Origin of the sequence: Streptomyces sp. NBC_01275, from assembly GCF_026340655.1 — a bacterium.
Taxonomy (GTDB): domain Bacteria; phylum Actinomycetota; class Actinomycetes; order Streptomycetales; family Streptomycetaceae; genus Streptomyces.
Genome location: NZ_JAPEOZ010000001.1, coordinates 1,013,371 through 1,029,445, shown reverse-complemented (window position 1 = coordinate 1,029,445; position 16,075 = coordinate 1,013,371). Strand labels below are relative to the sequence as shown.

11 protein-coding genes are annotated in these 16,075 nt (G+C 70.0%); 3 read left to right on the top strand and 8 right to left on the bottom strand.

The window, feature by feature from the left end; translation table 11 throughout:
• Nucleotides 1-26: 26 nt before the first annotated feature.
• The 8 genes from OG562_RS04405 to rfbB form a co-directional block, all read right to left on the bottom strand.
• Nucleotides 27-2,852, bottom strand: a complete 2,826-nt coding sequence (locus OG562_RS04405) for a LuxR family transcriptional regulator (RefSeq protein ID WP_266393789.1) — start codon at nt 2,850-2,852, stop codon at nt 27-29.
• 324 nt (nt 2,853-3,176) lie between these two features.
• Complete coding sequence (locus OG562_RS04400) at nt 3,177-4,454, bottom strand: macrolide family glycosyltransferase (protein WP_266393787.1); 1,278 nt, start codon at nt 4,452-4,454, stop codon at nt 3,177-3,179.
• 63 nt (nt 4,455-4,517) lie between these two features.
• Nucleotides 4,518-5,717 carry a DegT/DnrJ/EryC1/StrS family aminotransferase gene (locus tag OG562_RS04395; protein WP_266393786.1) on the bottom strand — a complete coding sequence of 400 codons (1,200 nt, stop codon included), beginning with the start codon at nt 5,715-5,717 and terminating at the stop codon, nt 4,518-4,520.
• A 16-nt stretch (nt 5,718-5,733) separates the two neighbouring features.
• Nucleotides 5,734-7,038, bottom strand: coding sequence for a lipopolysaccharide biosynthesis protein RfbH (gene rfbH, locus OG562_RS04390; protein ID WP_266393785.1), 1,305 nt, complete (start codon nt 7,036-7,038; stop codon nt 5,734-5,736).
• A gap of 316 nt (nt 7,039-7,354) precedes the next feature.
• A complete protein-coding gene (locus OG562_RS04385; RefSeq protein ID WP_266393783.1) occupies nt 7,355-8,866 on the bottom strand; it encodes an MFS transporter in 1,512 nt (503 codons plus the stop codon).
• Nucleotides 8,863-9,324 (bottom strand): MarR family transcriptional regulator, encoded by a 462-nt coding sequence (locus tag OG562_RS04380; protein WP_323187485.1) that lies wholly within the window; start codon nt 9,322-9,324, stop codon nt 8,863-8,865. The genes OG562_RS04385 and OG562_RS04380 overlap by 4 nt, the downstream gene beginning before the upstream one ends.
• Before the next feature lie 189 nt (nt 9,325-9,513).
• Complete coding sequence (gene rfbA / locus OG562_RS04375; protein WP_266393781.1) at nt 9,514-10,389, bottom strand: glucose-1-phosphate thymidylyltransferase RfbA; 876 nt, start codon at nt 10,387-10,389, stop codon at nt 9,514-9,516.
• Between the two features lie 20 nt (nt 10,390-10,409).
• Nucleotides 10,410-11,378 carry a dTDP-glucose 4,6-dehydratase gene (rfbB, locus tag OG562_RS04370; protein WP_266393776.1) on the bottom strand — a complete coding sequence of 323 codons (969 nt, stop codon included), beginning with the start codon at nt 11,376-11,378 and terminating at the stop codon, nt 10,410-10,412.
• Nucleotides 11,379-11,763: 385 nt separating this feature from the next.
• Between rfbB and OG562_RS04365 the strand changes: the two genes are divergently transcribed.
• From OG562_RS04365 to OG562_RS04355, 3 genes are read left to right on the top strand one after another with little or no spacing between them, the layout of a single operon-like run.
• A complete protein-coding gene (locus OG562_RS04365; protein WP_266393774.1) occupies nt 11,764-12,801 on the top strand; it encodes a methyltransferase in 1,038 nt (345 codons plus the stop codon).
• Nucleotides 12,798-13,670, top strand: coding sequence for a hypothetical protein (locus OG562_RS04360; protein ID WP_266393772.1), 873 nt, complete (start codon nt 12,798-12,800; stop codon nt 13,668-13,670). The genes OG562_RS04365 and OG562_RS04360 overlap by 4 nt, the downstream gene beginning before the upstream one ends.
• A gap of 6 nt (nt 13,671-13,676) precedes the next feature.
• Entirely contained in the window at nt 13,677-15,950 is a 2,274-nt protein-coding gene (locus OG562_RS04355) for a condensation domain-containing protein (protein ID WP_266393770.1), read from the top strand.
• The last annotated feature ends 125 nt before the right edge of the window (nt 15,951-16,075 follow it).

The window sequence follows — 16,075 nt, the reverse complement described above, 5'->3', positions numbered from 1 at the left end:
ACGCCGGCCGGGCCCGGGGACGAGGACTACAGCAGGACGGCGTTCGACTGGAAGAGGGCCGGCGACAGGTCCTCACGCCGGTTGATGCTGAGCTTGCGGTAGACCCTGGTGAGGTGCTGCTCGACCGTGCTGATGGTGATGTGCAGCTTCTGCCCGATCTCCCGGTTGGAGTAGCCGAGCGACGCCAGCATCGCCACCTTCTCCTCGGCCTTGCTCAGCTCGTCGGCGCCGCCCAGACCCCCGCCCTCCGCCACGGCCGGATGCTCCGCCAGGGCGAGTTCCTCACCGCACGAACTCAGCTGCGCGACCAGGGCCTCCGCTCCACAGGCCTCCGCCACCCGGCGCGCCCGTCGGGCGATGTGCCGGGCGCGGTGACTCTCGCCCAGTACCTCGTGCGCGTCCACCAGATCCCGCAGAACCCTGGCCAGGCCGTAGCGGTCGCCGCAGTTCTTGAGCACCTCGGCGGCCCTGCGCAGGATCTCCGGACGCCGTTCCGGCTCCGACACCGCGGCCAGCTGCCTGAGCGCCATGCCGTACGAGCGGCTGCGGCTGTCGCCCCGCAGGAGCCCGAGCTGTTCGTCGACCAGGCCCTTGGCGCGCGCGTGTTTGCCCATGCGCGTCAGTGCCTCCGCCGCACCCGACCGCCAGGACACCAGACCGGGCGTGTCCATGTTCCACCGCCGCATCAGCGCGCCGGCGTCCGTGAAGTCCCGCAGCGCCGCGTGCGGCTTGTCCGTGGCCAGGTAGTAGTGGCCACGCGCATAGCGGTAGTGCAGGCAGCTGCGGTTGTGCAGCGAGGTGTCCAGGTCCCCGAGCCGGAGGGCCTCACCGGCCTCGTGGACCCGTCCGGCGGCCAGTTGGGCCAGGACGAGGGCGGCGACCGGGTACCCGATGTCGGTTCCCCACTCCTTGGCCGGCATCTCGGTCAGCGCAGCCTTCGCGCACCGGGTCGCCGTCTCCAGTTCGCCCGTCTGCAGAGCGGTCTCCGCGCGTAGGTGGAGGAACGTGGCGCGCCAGGACGGCGCTTGCATCCGCTCGGCCTCGGCGAGCAGCGCAGCACACCACCGGTTGACGCTGCCGGCCCGGTCCGCGTAGATCAGGGCGGTCAGCCCGGACACCAGCGGATCGAAGGTGTCCTCGTTCAACTGGTAGACCCGCAGCGCCTGTTCGGCTTCCTTGATGTCTCCGTCGCCCGCCGTACGACTCAGCACGGAGCCGAGCAGGGCGGTCGTCCACATCGGCAGCACGTTGCGCTCGGAGACCGTCTCCGCCGTGTCGGACCCCGTGAGATCACGGGAGAACTGCTCCGCCACGCCCGGGAACGCCACGGGCAGCCAGGCGCGCAGCAGGCACATCTCCTCCGCCGTCTCGGGGGACGAGTCGGCGGTCTCCATGAGGCAGTGCAGCAGCTTCCGCGCCTCCTTGAGCTGTCCGCGGTGCAGGAGGTAGCGGACGAGCAGGAAGTCGTGCGAGGTGATGTGGCCTTCCTGGTGATGCCGGCTCATGATCGGCGCGAGGCGACGGAACGCCGCCCTCGGGCTGTGCTTCCACAGCAGTCTGGCCAACGAGGCGAGGATCGCCGCCCGTTCACCCTTGTCGGTGGAGAGGAGATGGGCCCGCTCCAGGCAGGCCTCGGCCCGGTGCGGGTGACCGCTGTCGAGCGCGTGGTCGGCCGCCTCCTTGAGCGCGGTGACGCCCCAGGTGTCCAGCATGCTCCCGTCGTCGACGTCGGGCCTGACCCCGAGCAGGTGCTCGGCCACGTTCTCGCTCGGCGCCCCGCTCTCGTAGAGGACGCGCGCGGCCCGCAGTTGCAGGGCGGCACGGGGCTCGTCCGCCATCTGCTCCAGCACGATCCTGCGGGTGACCGGATGCCGGAACCGGCCCTTGTGCAGCAGGCCCGTCACGCCGACCGAGCGGAGCGCCCGCTCGGCCGACGGGGTGCCGATCTGCAGGACCTCGCCGAGCAGTTCGGCCGAGGCCGCGCTCCCCACCAGGGCCAGGGCCTCCGCTGCCTCCCTGGCCTCGGGATCGAGGCGGCCGAGAAGCAGCGCCACGGCCTGCCCGAACGATTCTCCGGCCAGCTGGTCCGGTTCGACGGCTTCGGCGCTTCCCGGGCTCCCGGCGGTCTCGTGGTCCGTGGCCAGGGCGGCGGTCAGCAGGGGATTGCCCCCCGCGAGCTCCGCGCAGGCGCCCTCGATCGACTCCGCCGCCACCGGACCGAGGCGCTGGGAGAGCAGGGCGGCCACGCCGTTGCGGCTCAGCAGCGGCAGCCTCAGATAACCCAGTTCCGGCTGCTGCATCAATTCCGCGCGGAAGAGCGGATGTGGGGGACGTACATGGTCCGACTCTATGAACACCATGAAGATGCGAGTCAGCCTGACGCGCCGCACGAAATAGAGAAGGAATTGCAGGGAGAGTGGATCCGCATAGCGGGTGTCATCGATCACCAGAATGATCGGCGCCTTTTCCGAGGCGGCCACCAGAATGCACCAGAGTTTTTCCGCTATTTCCGCGTGCGGCTGGATGATCGTCGACGTCGGAGGATGTTCCGTCCGCGCGATTCCCGCCTCGATCAGTTTCTCCGCCGCCCCCGACTGGTCGGGGGCCAGATCCGCTCCGGCGAAGAGCTGGCGGACGACGCCGAGCGAGATGCTCTCCTCGGCGGGCGAGGAGGTCGCGCTCAGCACGAGAGCCCCCTGTTGTAACCAGCGATCGGCGGCTTCCCGGGCCAGTAGGGTCTTGCCGGTGCCGACGGCGCCGCTGAGTACGACGGTTTTCCCTCGCCTTTGGGTGGCCTCCAGGAGAATACTGTCGAGTAAGGAGAGTTCTCTGTCCCTCTCAATCAAAGGCATGAATATCTGAACCCCCGTGATTCCGCCCTGTCGCTGGTGAGAACGTATCGATCGGGGACAAAACGACGAAGATCGCAACTCGGCGGTCGTCCCCCGGTTCCGCCCAACTTTACCGTTGACAGTGAAGCATAAAAATATTAAAGAGTCGATAAATTCTTCCTCATGGTCGGATAAACGCACGGCCGTGAACGGGGATACGGCGGCGACGGGTCCGGAAAGCGAGGAAGTGCAGGGAAATTAGCCCGTTGACCTTCGGGCTCGCGATGCGGAACGACGGTGAATGAGAAGCGTAGATTCCGGTTCCGTATCTCGTGTGCGGGAAACTCAGCCGGCCGTGGCGCTGCGTTCCAGGACGTCGGCGGCGCGCAGGGTGCCGCCGGCCGCCCGTATGTGCTCACGCATCTCGGCCACCCGGCCGCGGATCTCCAGCGAGTCCGCGGCAGTGGAGACGGCCTTGTGCACCTCGGCGGCGGACGGCTCGCCCGGCGCCAGCATCACGCCCAGCCCGAGCTCGACCGCCCGGCCGGCGTCGATGACCTGCTCACGGCCGTGAGCGGCGAGAACCAGCGGGGTACCGCAGGCGAGCGCCTCCATCAGACTGCCCATCCCGGCCTGGCACACGAACGCCTCGGCGTGCGGCAGCACCGCCAGGTGCGGCAGCCAGCGGTGCACCTCGACGTTGGCCGGCAGCGGCTCGAGCACCGCCGGGTCGACCCCGTTCTGACCGAGGGTCATGACCACGTGCCAGGGGCCGTCGGCGAACGCCTCGACGCAGGCGCGGAAGAACTCGGGGCGGTTGCCGTAGGTGGTGCCGAGGGAGACCAGCACCACGCGCCTGCCGTCCGTCGGCGGTTCCCAGGCGCCCCGGGCGGCCTCGAAGTCCAGACAGGGCCCGACGAAGGCGAAGTGGTCGGCGAAGAGCTCGCCGCCCTGCTGGAACTCCCGGGGGAAGAACGCCAGCCGGGTTCCCCCGAATCCGGCGGCGAATTCCCGCAGGGAATAGTCCTCGGCTCCGTGTTCGGCGAGAAAGCCCGACATGGCCTCGTGGAAGGCGCGCATCGCGGGACGCGGCCCACCGCCGCCGTTCCCGCCCTCGGCCCCCTCGACCAGTTTGCCGAGGGAGAAGGACTTGACGCCCTGCCCCTGCGGAAGGAAGACCGGGAACATCTCCACGCCGGGGCGGTCCCACTGGCGTGCCAGCAGCCGTCCGGCCGCGTTCATCGCCGAGTCGTAGGCCAGTACGTCCGGGGGAGTGGCCGGGAAGCGCGCTCTGAGAACGGGCACCAGTGCCGAGGATTCGGCGACGGCCATGGTGAGCGCGAGCGCGAGCCAGTCCTCGGCGTCGGCGGGGACCTCCTTGGCGAGGTCCTCGACCGTCGATTCGTAGAGCAGCACCTCGGCGCCGGTGGCGGCCACGTCGTCGTGGAACTGTGCGGTCGTGGCGTAGCTGACGCGGTGACCTCGTCGGACGAGCTCTGCGGCGATGGGCAGGGTGGGCCGCACATGGCCATGGGCGGGGGTGGAGAAGAACGCGAAGTGGCGTTTCGCGGACGAGGTCGCCGGAAGGGTCGGCACAGCCGATTCGGAGGGCACTCGGGACACGGGCGGGATCTCCTGGAGAGGCGCTGTGGACGGATGGGGTGGAACGCGGCGCCGGGCCGGGTCCTACTCCGTGCGCAGGGCCTCGCGCACCAGAGGGGCGGACGCGGTCGCCCGCCGGACGATCTCGCAGACACGGTCGACGTCGGGGTGGCCGACGCCGGTCCCGGTCGGCAGGGAGATCACCCGCTCGCCCAGGGCCTCGGAGTGCGGCAGCGGCAGGGGGGCGTGCCGCCGCGGATCCCTGACGTAGGGCTCGGTGCGGTGACAGCCGGGATGGAAGTGGGTCCGGATCAGTACGTTCTCCGCCTGGAGGACCGCGGCGAGCTCGTCCCGGGTGAGGCCGGCCTGTTCCGCCTCGACCTCGATGACGACGTACTGGTGGTTGGCGTCCTCCGGGGCCGGGTCGCGCAGCCGGACGCCGGGCACGTCGGCGAACCCGGCGAGGTAGCGCAGGTGATGGGACCGGTTCACCTCGATGAGGGCCGGCATGTTCTCCAGGGAGGTCAGCCCCATCGCCGCCGCCACCTCGGTCATCTTCGCGTTGGTGCCGATGCCCGAGACGTGCTCGCCCTCGCCGCGGCCGTAGTTGTGGATCGAGCGCACGCGCGCCGCCAGTTGGTCGTCGTCCGTCACGATCGCGCCGCCCTCGAAGGAGTTGATGAACTTCGTGGCGTGGAAGCTGAACACCTCGGCCGTGCCGAACGAGCCGACGGGGCGTCCCAGGTGCCGGCTGCCGATGGCGTGCGCGCTGTCGAAGAAGAGCGGGATGCAGTGGTCCGCGGCGAGCTCGCTCAACGGCCCGACCGGGGCGGGGTTCCCCCACAGGTGGACGCCGACCAGGGCGGCGGTGCGTTCGTTGATCAGGAGCCGGGCGTGCTCGGGGTCGATGTTGCCGGTCTTCTCGTCGATGTCGCAGAAGACGGGGGTGACGCCCTCCCACAGCAGGGTGTGCGCCGTCGCGATGAACGTGAACGACGGCAGGACGACCTCCCCGCGCAGACCGAGGGCGCGGATGAGCACCTGCAGAGCGATGGAGGCGTTGCACGTGGCGATGCAGTGTCTGACGCCGGCCGTTTCGGCGATACGCGCTTCGAATTCCTTGACCAAGGGACCGAAACTCGTCAGCCAGCGACGGTCGAGTGCGCCCTTGATGCGCTCGAGGACCCGTTCGGGATCGAGTACGTTGGGACGGCCCACGTGCAGCGGTTCGGCAAAAGCGGGGGTGCTGCCCAGAACGGCGAGTCCGGCAGAAGTGCTGGTCATGTGTTTTCACTCCAACTCACCGGTAAAGGCGGACGAACTCCCGTAGGGACTCGGTCATGTAATCCGTCATCTCCTGGGTGATGCCGGGATAGACGCCCACCCAGAACGTGCGGTCCGTGACGATGTCGCTGTTGGCGAGGTCTTCCGATATCCGGTAGGGGCGGTCCAGATAGGCGGGGTGGCGTGCCAGGTTTCCGGCGAACAGCAGACGCGTGCCGATCTTGCGGGATTCCAGGAACTCCACGACGTCCTTGCGGCCGAACGGGGCGTCCTCCGTGAGCGTCAGCACGAATCCGAACCAGCTGGGATCGCTGTCGGGCGTGGCGGAGGGCAGCAGGAACCAGGGCAGACCGTCCAGCCCCTCGCGCAGCCGGCGCCAGTTCTCCCGCCGGGCGGCGCCGAATTCCATCACCCTGGTGAGCTGGCTGAGTCCCAGCGCGGCCTGCATGTCGCCGGCCTTCAGGTTGTAACCGACGTGCGAGAAGATGTACTTGTGGTCGTACCCGTACGGGAGGTTCCCCAGCTGGTAGGAGAACCGCTTGTGACAGGTGTCGCTCTCGCCGGGTTCGCACCAGCAGTCGCGGCCCCAGTCGCGCAGTGACTCCACGATGCGGGCGAGCACGAGGTTGTCGGTGAGGACGCAGCCGCCCTCGCCCGTGGTGATGTGGTGGGCCGGGTAGAAGCTCACCGTGCTCAGGTCGCCGAAGCCGCCGGTGAGGCGGCCCTTGTAGGTGCTGCCGACGGCGTCGCAGTTGTCCTCGACCAGGTAGAGGTCGTGCGAGGCGGCCAGTTCGGCGACCTCCTGCACCTGGTAGGGGTTGCCGAGCGCGTGCGCGATCATGATCGCTCTGGTGCGCGGGCCGATCGCGGCCGCTATGCGCTCGACCGTGGTGTTGTAGGTGCCCAACTCGATGTCCACGAAGACCGGGGTGAGGCCGTTCTGGACGATCGGGTTGACCGTGGTCGGGAAGCCGGCCGCCACGGTGATCACCTCGTCGCCCGGCCGCAGCCGGGCGTCCCCGAGCTGGGGCGAGGTCAGGGAGGCGAGCGCGAGAAGATTGGCGGAGGAGCCGGAGTTGGTGAAGTGCGCCTTGCGGGTGTTCAGCGTGCGGGCGAGCAGCCGCTCGAACCTGCGGGCCGAGACTCCTGCGGCGATCCGCATCTCCAGCGCGGCCTCGACCAGAGCCATCCGGTCGTCCTCGTTGAGCACCGCTCCCGAGGGGAGGATCGGTGTGATGCCCGGCTGGAAGGGAGAAGTCCGCTGCGAGGACTCCTGATCGTATTTGCGTACCAGCTCCAGGATCTGCGTTTTGGTGTCCACCTCGGACTCGCTTCCTCCGTGCGTCGTCGGGTAACCCGGGAATCCCGGGCGCGGTCGTACGGAATCGACCGAAACGGCGGGTTGTGCGGTCGTGGACGGACGCCGGCGTCGTGCGTCGGAAATCTGCGGATGCCGGAGAAGTGGCCGTCGGGAACGTGAATTGTTCGGTGTTCCCGCCTTGTCGGCCCGGGGCCTTCGAGCCGGGGCCTTCGGAATCGTCCGTCGAGGGCCGATCCTACTGAGGGGCTGAGCCCGGGGGTCAACCCCTAGAAGTCCCTGTGCCACCCCTAGCCCGTACTTTTTCGACGGGCCCGGATCAAGGGGTGGCCGGGTGGTCCTGTTCCTTTTTCGTGTCGGACTGCTCGCCGCCCGTTTCGGGACGGGAATCAATGAGCCAGAACACCGCGATCGTGCCGACCGCAATGAGAGCACTGGACCAACTGGCGGCCACTGCCGTACCGTGCACCAGTGCCTCCGCCGTGAATTGCTCGGTCGTGCCCGTGGCGGTGTGCGAGACGACGTAGGACGCGACCGCGCTGGCCGCGAGGGTGTTGGCGAGGGCCAGGCCGACGGAGCCGCCGACCTGCTGGGACGTGGTGCGGAACGCGGCCGTGATGCCCCGGTCGTGCGGCAGGGTGCCGAGCATCACCGTGTTGGTCGCGGAGGGAGTGATCAGGCCGAGGCCGAGCCCGAGTACGGTCCAGATCGGCAGGATCGTGCCCAGATAGGTGCTGTCGGTCGACATCAGGTTGAACATCGCGATGCCCCCCGCGATGCACAGCAGGCCGGGCGCGATCAGCCAGCGGGACGACACATGGGGCAGCAGCCTGGCCGCGATCTGGGTGGCCGCGACGACGGTCACGACGACCATCGGAAGGAACGCCAGCCCGGCCTTGACGGGGCTGTAGTGCATGATCACCTGAAGCTGGTAGGTGGCGAACAGCGACACCCCCAGCAGGCCGAACTCCGAGAGGGCGACGGCGAGGAACGCGCCCGCGCGGTTGCGGTCGTTCAGCACCCGCAGGGGCAGCAGCGGCTGACTCGCCCGCGCCTGGCGCAGCACGAATCCGGTCAGGAGGACGACGGACAGGGCCAGCAGGCCCAGGACCCGGCCGGAGCCCCAGCCGTGCCCCTCCACCTCGGAGAAGCCGAAGACCAGTGCGGCCATGCCGACGCCGGCCAGCGCGATGTCGGGCACGTTGGGCCTTGCGGTGCGGTCGCCCGGGACGACCGGCAGCAGGAAAGGCGCCGCGGCGAGCGCCATCGCGGCGATGGGGACGTTGATGAAGAGGCACCAGCGCCACGACAGGTACTCGGTCAGCATGCCGCCGATCAGCAGACCCAGGACGGCGCCGCTGGCGATGATGCCGCTGTAGACGCCAAAGGCCTTCGCGCGCTCCTTCTTGTCGGCGAAGAGGGCGGTGACCATGGACAGCGTCGACGGGGAGAGGACGGCGGCGAACACGCCCTGCAGTGCGCGGGCGGCGATGAGCATGCCCCCGCTGCCGGCGGCGCCGCCGACGGCGGACATCACGGCGAAGCCGGTGATGCCCACCATGAAGGTGCGTTTGGGGCCGAAGCGATCGGACAGCCGGCCGCCGAAGAGCAGCAGACCGCCGAAGGCCAGGGTGTAGGCGGTGATGATCCACTGGCGGTCCGCGTCCGCCATGTGTAAGGACCTCTGCGCCGAGGGGAGCGCGATGTTGATGACGGTCTCGTCGAGCATGGCCACCAACTGCGCGGACGCCACGACGACGAGACCGGCCCAGCGACGTCGGTGCCGGGCCGTGCTGAGGACGAGCGCCTCGGCGCTGCTCGCACTGGTCATGACTCCGGTGTCCCTTCCGGGCGTGGGGTGCGTACCTTGGCCAGCAGCTTCGCCAGCGCCACCCGCTCGTCGGCCGGCATCTGCGCGAAGAGCTCCTCCGCCAGTTCGGCGGACGTCTGCTCGATCTGCTGCATCAGCGCCTCGCCCTTCTCGGTCAGCGAGACCAGGATGACCCGGCGGTCGTCCGGGTCCGGTGTGCGTGCGGCCAACCCCCGCTTCTCCAGTCCGTCCACCAGGGACGTCACGGTCCGGGGCGCCACGCCGTGGGCCTGGGCCAGCACCGCCATCCGCCGGGGGCCGCCCACCTCGTGCATCTGAACCAGCAGATTGGCCTGGGAGAACGGCACCTGATGGCTGGCGAAGATGTCGGCCGTGCGGTCCAGCAGCGGGCTGACCACCTCGGCGAAGGCGTTCAGCAGGGAGTGCGCGTCGGGCACGTCCTCGTGCTGCGCCGTCACGACAGGACCCCCGCGCCCGGCCGGCACGGCCTCCGGGAGTGACGGTGTTCTCTTAGTGTGTAGGTGCTCATACTGAGATGGTACACGCTATCTCGGTCCGTGGCGGCGGCCCGCGCACTCCGGTGAGAGCGCACACGAAGAACCGGCCCGTGTTCGCACGGGCCGGTCTGTTCGTCTCGTTCCGCCGGGTCAGGCGCTCGCGCAGGCGACGTCCATCACGTAACGCCCGTACTCGGTCGACCCTCCGGTGCGCCGGCCGAGTTCGAAGAGCTGGTCGGCGTCGATGAAGCCCAGACGGTAGGCGACCTCCTCGATACAGGCGATGCGGATGCCCTGGCGCTTCTCGATGAGCTGGACGAACGTCGCCGCGTCGAGCAGGCTGTCGTGCGTCCCCGTGTCGAACCAGGCGCTGCCCCGGCCCAGGTTGACCAGGCGGGCCCGGCCCGCTGCCAGGTACTTGTTGTTGAGATCGGTGATCTCCAGCTCCCCCCGGGCCGACGGGGTCAGCTCACGGGTCAGCGCCAGTGCGTCGTTGTCGTAGAAGTACAGTCCCGTCACGGCCAGGTTCGAGGTCGGCTTCTCGGGTTTCTCCTCCAGCGAGACGAGCGTCCCGTCGGCGTCGGTGACCGCGATGCCGTACCGCTCGGGATCGGCGACCGGGTAGCCGAACAACGTGCAGCCGTCGAGGAGCACCCGCTCGTGCTGGAGCATCGTGGGCAACTGGTGGCTGTAGAAGATGTTGTCACCGAGGATGAGCGCGATCTGCTCGTCTCCCACGAAGTCGCTGCCGATGCGCAGGGCGTCGGCGAGGCCGTCCGGGCTCGGCTGCTCGGCGTACCGCAGATCGAGCCCGAGCCAGGACCCGTCACCGAGCAGGCTCCGGTACGCCTCCAGGAACCCCGGGGTGGTGATGATCAGGATCTCCCGGATCTCCGCACACATCAGCACCGAGAGCGGGTAGTAGATCATCGGCTTGTTGTAGACCGGGAGCAGCTGTTTCGAGGCGACGCGGGTGACCGGCCGCAGCCTGGTGCCGGAGCCGCCGGCCAGCAGGATTCCACGCATGATGTCCTTCCGACTCCGCGTCAGGGCAGCAGCGGCTTCCACCAGGAGCTGTTCTCCCGGTACCAGTTCACGGTCGCCCGCAGACCTTCACGGAAGGGGACCCGGGGCCGGTATCCGAGGGCGCGGAGTTTTGAGTCGTCGAGTGAATAACGTCGGTCGTGGCCAGGCCGGTCGGGGACCTGCTCGATCATGTCCGTGGTGCAGTCGAATTCGTCGAGGAGAAGCCGGGTCAACTCCCGATTGGACAGCTCGACCCCGCCGCCGATGTGATAGACCTCGCCCGGTTCTCCCCTGTCGAGGACCAGCCGGATTCCCGCGCAGTGGTCGTCCACATGAAGCCAGTCCCGCACATTCCCGCCATCGCCGTAGAGCGGGATCCGGTGTCCTCCCATGAGGAGGGTCACAAAATACGGAATCACCTTCTCCGGGTATTGGTGGGGGCCGTAGTTGTTGGAACACCGGGTGACGGAGACGTTCATTCCGTAGGTGCGCTCGTAAGCCAGCGCCAGATGATCGGCGGCCGCCTTGGACGCGGCGTAGGGCGAGTTGGGGTCCAGCGGGGAGCTCTCGGTCCACGAGCCCTCGTCGATCGACCCGTACACCTCGTCCGTGGAGACCTGCACAAACCGCTTGACGCCGGCCCGAAGCGCCGCGTCCAGCAGCGTCTGCGTGCCCAGGACGTTCGTCCGCACGAACACCGAAGGACCCTCGATCGAGCGGTCCACATGGGTCTCGGCGGCGAAGTTCACCACGGCGTCATGCCCGGGCAGCACGGCGGCCAGGTGATCCGCGTCGGTGATGTCCCCCCGTACGAAAGTGAATTCGGGCCGATCGGCGACAGGGGCCAGGTTCTCCAGGTTTCCCGCGTAACTGAGCGCGTCGAACGCGGTTATATCCAGCTCGGAGGGCTCGGATCCAGAATTCAGGAGGGCGTTTCGGACGAAAGCCGAACCGATGAATCCAGCAGCCCCGGTAACTAGGGCACGCATTTGCATTCTCCCTGGTTGCCCCATTAATTGGCCGCTACTGTAATGGGGCGTCACCAGGTTGGTCCAGCCCCTCATCAGGGGCCACCCCGGACGCATTTGATAGGGGGCTTTAGGGGTTCGGTTCGGGTAGGGGCGGCTGCTTAGGTTTCCTGGCGAGGCGGCCTGGAGCCGTCGCCGCAGGTCGAGCGGCGATCCCGGTTTCCACCTCGGTCGACGGGAAGACACGGAGCATTCCCGAGGATCTCGGAACGATCCGCAGTCGTCGCAACGGGCACGTGACGGGGGACCACGCCCCCTCGTCACGTCGCCCGCCGCGCCCCGGCCGCCTCGCCGGCGAGCAGGTGAACACCCCTCACACACGACCTCGGTCGAAAGGTTGGCAGACATGGACATGGACATCATGGGGTTGGCCGCGATGGGCTGGGTGGGCAAGTCGCTCAGCGCCGCGGCGGAGCTCCGCCTCGCCGACCGCCTCGCCGAGCGTCCGATGACCGTCGCGGAACTCGCCAAGGAGACCGACACCCAGCCGGACGTGCTGGAAGCGCTGATGCGCATTCTGCCCGTACTCGGCCTCTTCCAGCGCGACGACGCCGACGTCTACCGCAACTCCCCGCTCTCGGAGCGGCTGCGCGAGGACCACCCCCAGTCGATGCTGCACTACGTGCGGCTCTCGACCGGCCTGTACGCCGACACCTTCACCGCCATCACCCACACCCTGCGCACCGGCGAGTCCGCCTTCCGGTCCCTGCACGGCACACGGATCTACGAATACCTGGAGCAGAACTCCGAAGCGGCCGACCTGTACGACAAGGCCATGGCCGACCTGGCCCGCCCGGTCGCCGCGGCGCTCGCCGACACGTACGCCTTCGAACGCGTCGGCACCGTCCTCGACGTCGGCGGCAACAGCGGAGAACTGCTCAAAGGCCTCCTGCGGGCCCATCCGCACCTGAAGGGCGTCAGTTTCGACCGCTCCGGCGTCTGCGAGCGCGCCACCGCCGACCTCGCCGCGTCCGACCAGGCCGCACTCGCCGAGCGCCTCACCTTCCACCCCGGCAGCTTCCTGGAGGAAGTACCGGCCGGCGCCGACCTCTACCTCGTCAAGAACGTGCTGCACAACTGGAACCACGACAACAGCGTCGTCATCCTCAGCCGCATCCGCGAGGCCGTCGAACGCACCGGCGCCGACCGCGCGCCGAGCGACCGGCCCCGCCTGCTGGTCATCGAACCCCTCGTCGAGACCGACGTGGACTGGATCCGCGTGCTCTTCCAGATGGTGGTCTGCGAGGACGGCACCCGCGGACGCACCGACGACGTACAGCGCGCGCAGATCACCGAGGCCGGGTTCGAGGTGCGCTCCACCTTCCGCCTCGCCACGGGCCACACCGTCCACGAGTGCGTCGTAGGCGCCGAAGGAGCCTCGTGACCGTCTCGCAGCAGCCCCTGACCACGACCGCCTCGCCCGGCTGGAAAGTACTCGACGAAGGAGACGGCGAAGGCGTCGTGCTCGCCGTGGACTTCGCCGCCTCCGGGCGTCCGGAGTCCACCTTCACCGAGCTGGCAGGCCTGCTGGACCCGCGTCTGCCCATGTGGGAGACCCGGCAGCCCGCCCCCGACGACGCCCGCCTCTTCCACGGCGAGGACTTCGTCGCCCACTGGGCCCAGGCCGTGCGCACGGCCGGCCGCCCCGTGCGCGCCGTACTCGGCTACTGCGTCGGCGGCCTGTACGCCGCCCGGCTCGCCCAGCATGTGTCCACCTGGCAGGACACCGCACCACTCGTCCTGCTCCTCGACCCCGAACCGCCCACCGTGCCCGGCATGACCGCCGACTTCCGCGCCGCGATCTCCCGGCTCTCGTCGGTCCTGACCGCACAGGAAACGGACCTGGCCGCCGCGGCCGCCGAGGAGGCGGCACACGACTTCACCGCCTTCCCCGACCTCGGGGCCGGCCTCGTCAAGATCTTCGACGACATCGCCCGCGCGGCCTTCGACCGGGCCGGACTGCCCGCCGAGCTCGCCGACGAACTCAGCACCGCCTACGGCGCGTTCGTCTCGTACATCGCCGCGGCCTCCGCCTTCGACCCGGCGCCCCTGTGGACGACCGCCACAGCGGTCACCTCCACCGGCGCCGACCCGCACGCCCGGCACGCCGGCCACCGCCTGCGCGTGGACGTGGCGCACGACGACATCCTGCGCAGCACGCTCACCGCAGACCTCGTCTCCGGCCTGCTCCTTCAGCCACCGTCGGCGCCACGCGACACCGTCGGCGGCCACCGCTCCTCAGGAAAGGGGTGATCCACCGTGCACCCAGTCGAGAAGCCGACCCCGGCCGGCGGCGCCGCGGCGGCGCTGCTCGCCGCGCTGACCCGTAAGAGGCGCCTCGACGCCGCCACGCCCAAGGAGACCGGGCTGTGGCTCCTCGACCGGCTGCTGCCCGACGCCGGGGTCAACAACGTGCCCTTCGCGGTCCGCGTCGCCGGACGCCTCGACCCGGACACACTCCAGACGGCCTTCGACACCGTGGTGCGCCGCCACGAGGTGCTGCGCACCGTCTACCTCGACCGGCAGGCCGGCCTCGTCCGCGAGCTGCTCGACCCGGACACCCCCGGACCACGCGTCGAACTCCGCGCCACCGACACGGACGCACCCCACGCCGAACTGCGCGCCTTCGCCGCCGCGCCGCTGCGCTGCGACGGCACCCTCATGCTGCGCGCCACCGTGCTGCGCGGACCGCGCACGGACGTCCTCGCCGTGGCCGTCCACCACCTCGTGTTCGACGCCCTGTCCGTACCGCTCCTGCTCGGCGAACTCGCCACCGCCTACGACGCCGTCCGCGCCGGCGGCGACCTCCCCGAGGCCCTGCGCACCCCTGCCCCGGCCCTCGTCCCGCCCCCGCCGAGCGAGGACAGCCTGACCCACTGGCGCACGGCACTGGCCGGATTCGACCCGGCCCGACTCGACCTGGACCTGGGCAGCGGCGGCGTGGCACGGCCCACCCTGGCCGGCGACATCGTCCTGCACGTCCTGGGAGACGAAGCCCGCGACGCGGTCCGCGCACTGCAGCGCACGGCCCGGGCGCCGGAGGCGGTGGTCCTGCTGACGGCCTTCTACCTGCTGCTCGCCGCCCACGGCGCCGGACCGGACCTCGTCGTCGGTTCACCCGTCAACGTCCGGCCTCCCGAGGCGCAGACCGCACTCGGCTACCACGTCAACACACTGCCCCTCCGACTGACCGTGGACACCGGCCGCAGCTTCCGCGCCCTGGTCGCCGAGACCCGCCAGGTCTTCTTCGGCGCGCTCGCCCACGCGGACGTCCCCGTCGACGCCATCGCCCACGAGACGCGCCGCGAGACCGTGTCCTGGCGGGACACCCTCTTCCAGCACATGTTCAACTACGTGCCCCAACAGGCCTCCGGCGCACTGACGGTCGGCGGCCTGGAGGTCCAGCCGCTGCACGTGGAGACCGGCTACAGCAAGTTCGACCTGGAACTGTTCGTGCAGTCCGGCGCCGACCGCGTCGTACTGCGCGTGCTGTACTGCACCGAGACGCTCGCCCGCGCCGACGCCGAAGCCCTGACCAACCGGTACGAGGCCCTGCTGCGCGCCGTCGCCGCCGAACCCGACCGCCCGGTGGGCGAGTTCGACGTGTGGGCCGCCGACGACCACACCCTGCTCGACGGCCCCCGCGGCGCCGGCACGACCCGGACCGCCGCGGACCGCGCCGACGAGGCGGACCGCGACCACGACGCCTTCCACGTCGCCCCGGACGGCCCCGCCCTGAGCCTCGCGGACGCCTGGACCGCCGCACGCCGCACCGACACCGCCTACCCGTACGCCGTCCACCCCCTGCACCGCGCACACGTCGCCGTGACCGGACCGACCGGCCGCCGACTGCCCGCCGGCGTACGCGGCGAGGTGTGCCTGGTACGGGCCGACGGCACCCACCACGTGCCCACCGGCTGGACGGGACGGTGGCGGCACGACGGCGCCCTGGAGCTGTTCGGACGCGCCGACCGCGCCCTGCGCACCCGCGGCCGGCTGCTGCACCCCGAACGGGTGGAGGCCGCCCTGCTGCGGCACCCCGACGTCACGGACGCCCGAGTCGTCACCCGCGCCGGGGCGGACGGCACCGCAGAGAGCCTCGCGTTCGTCGTCGCGCCCGACCGACCCGGCCTGGCCGACGCCCTGGCCGCCCACGCCGCCCGTCTGCTGCCACGGGCCGCCCAGCCCGCCAGGGTGCTGCGCACGGACGAACTGCCCACCCGCGCGCAGGGCGGCGTGGACACCGACGCGCTGCTGAGCCTGGCGGCCAGGCAACCGGGACTCGTCACCGACGACACCGACGACGGCCTCCTCGGCGACCTCCGCAAACTCTGGTGCGAACTCCTCGGGCTGGAGGAGGTCGCCGCCGACGCCAACTTCTTCGCCCACGGCGGCCACTCGCTCCTGGGCGCACAACTCCTCCAGCGCGTCGAACAGGTCACCGGGATCCGCATCAGACTGGCCGATCTCTTCGACAACCCGACCCCCACCGCGCTGGCCCTCCAGGTGCGGACCCTGGACGACGCCGTCTGACCAGCCCCCTGACCGCCACCTCGGTGGCAGTGCCCCTGCCGCGCCACCCCCGTCGCGGCAGGGGCACACCGACGGCCGAACGGCCGCCGCTGAGCCTCGTGTGAAAAGCCGACGACGGGAGCAAG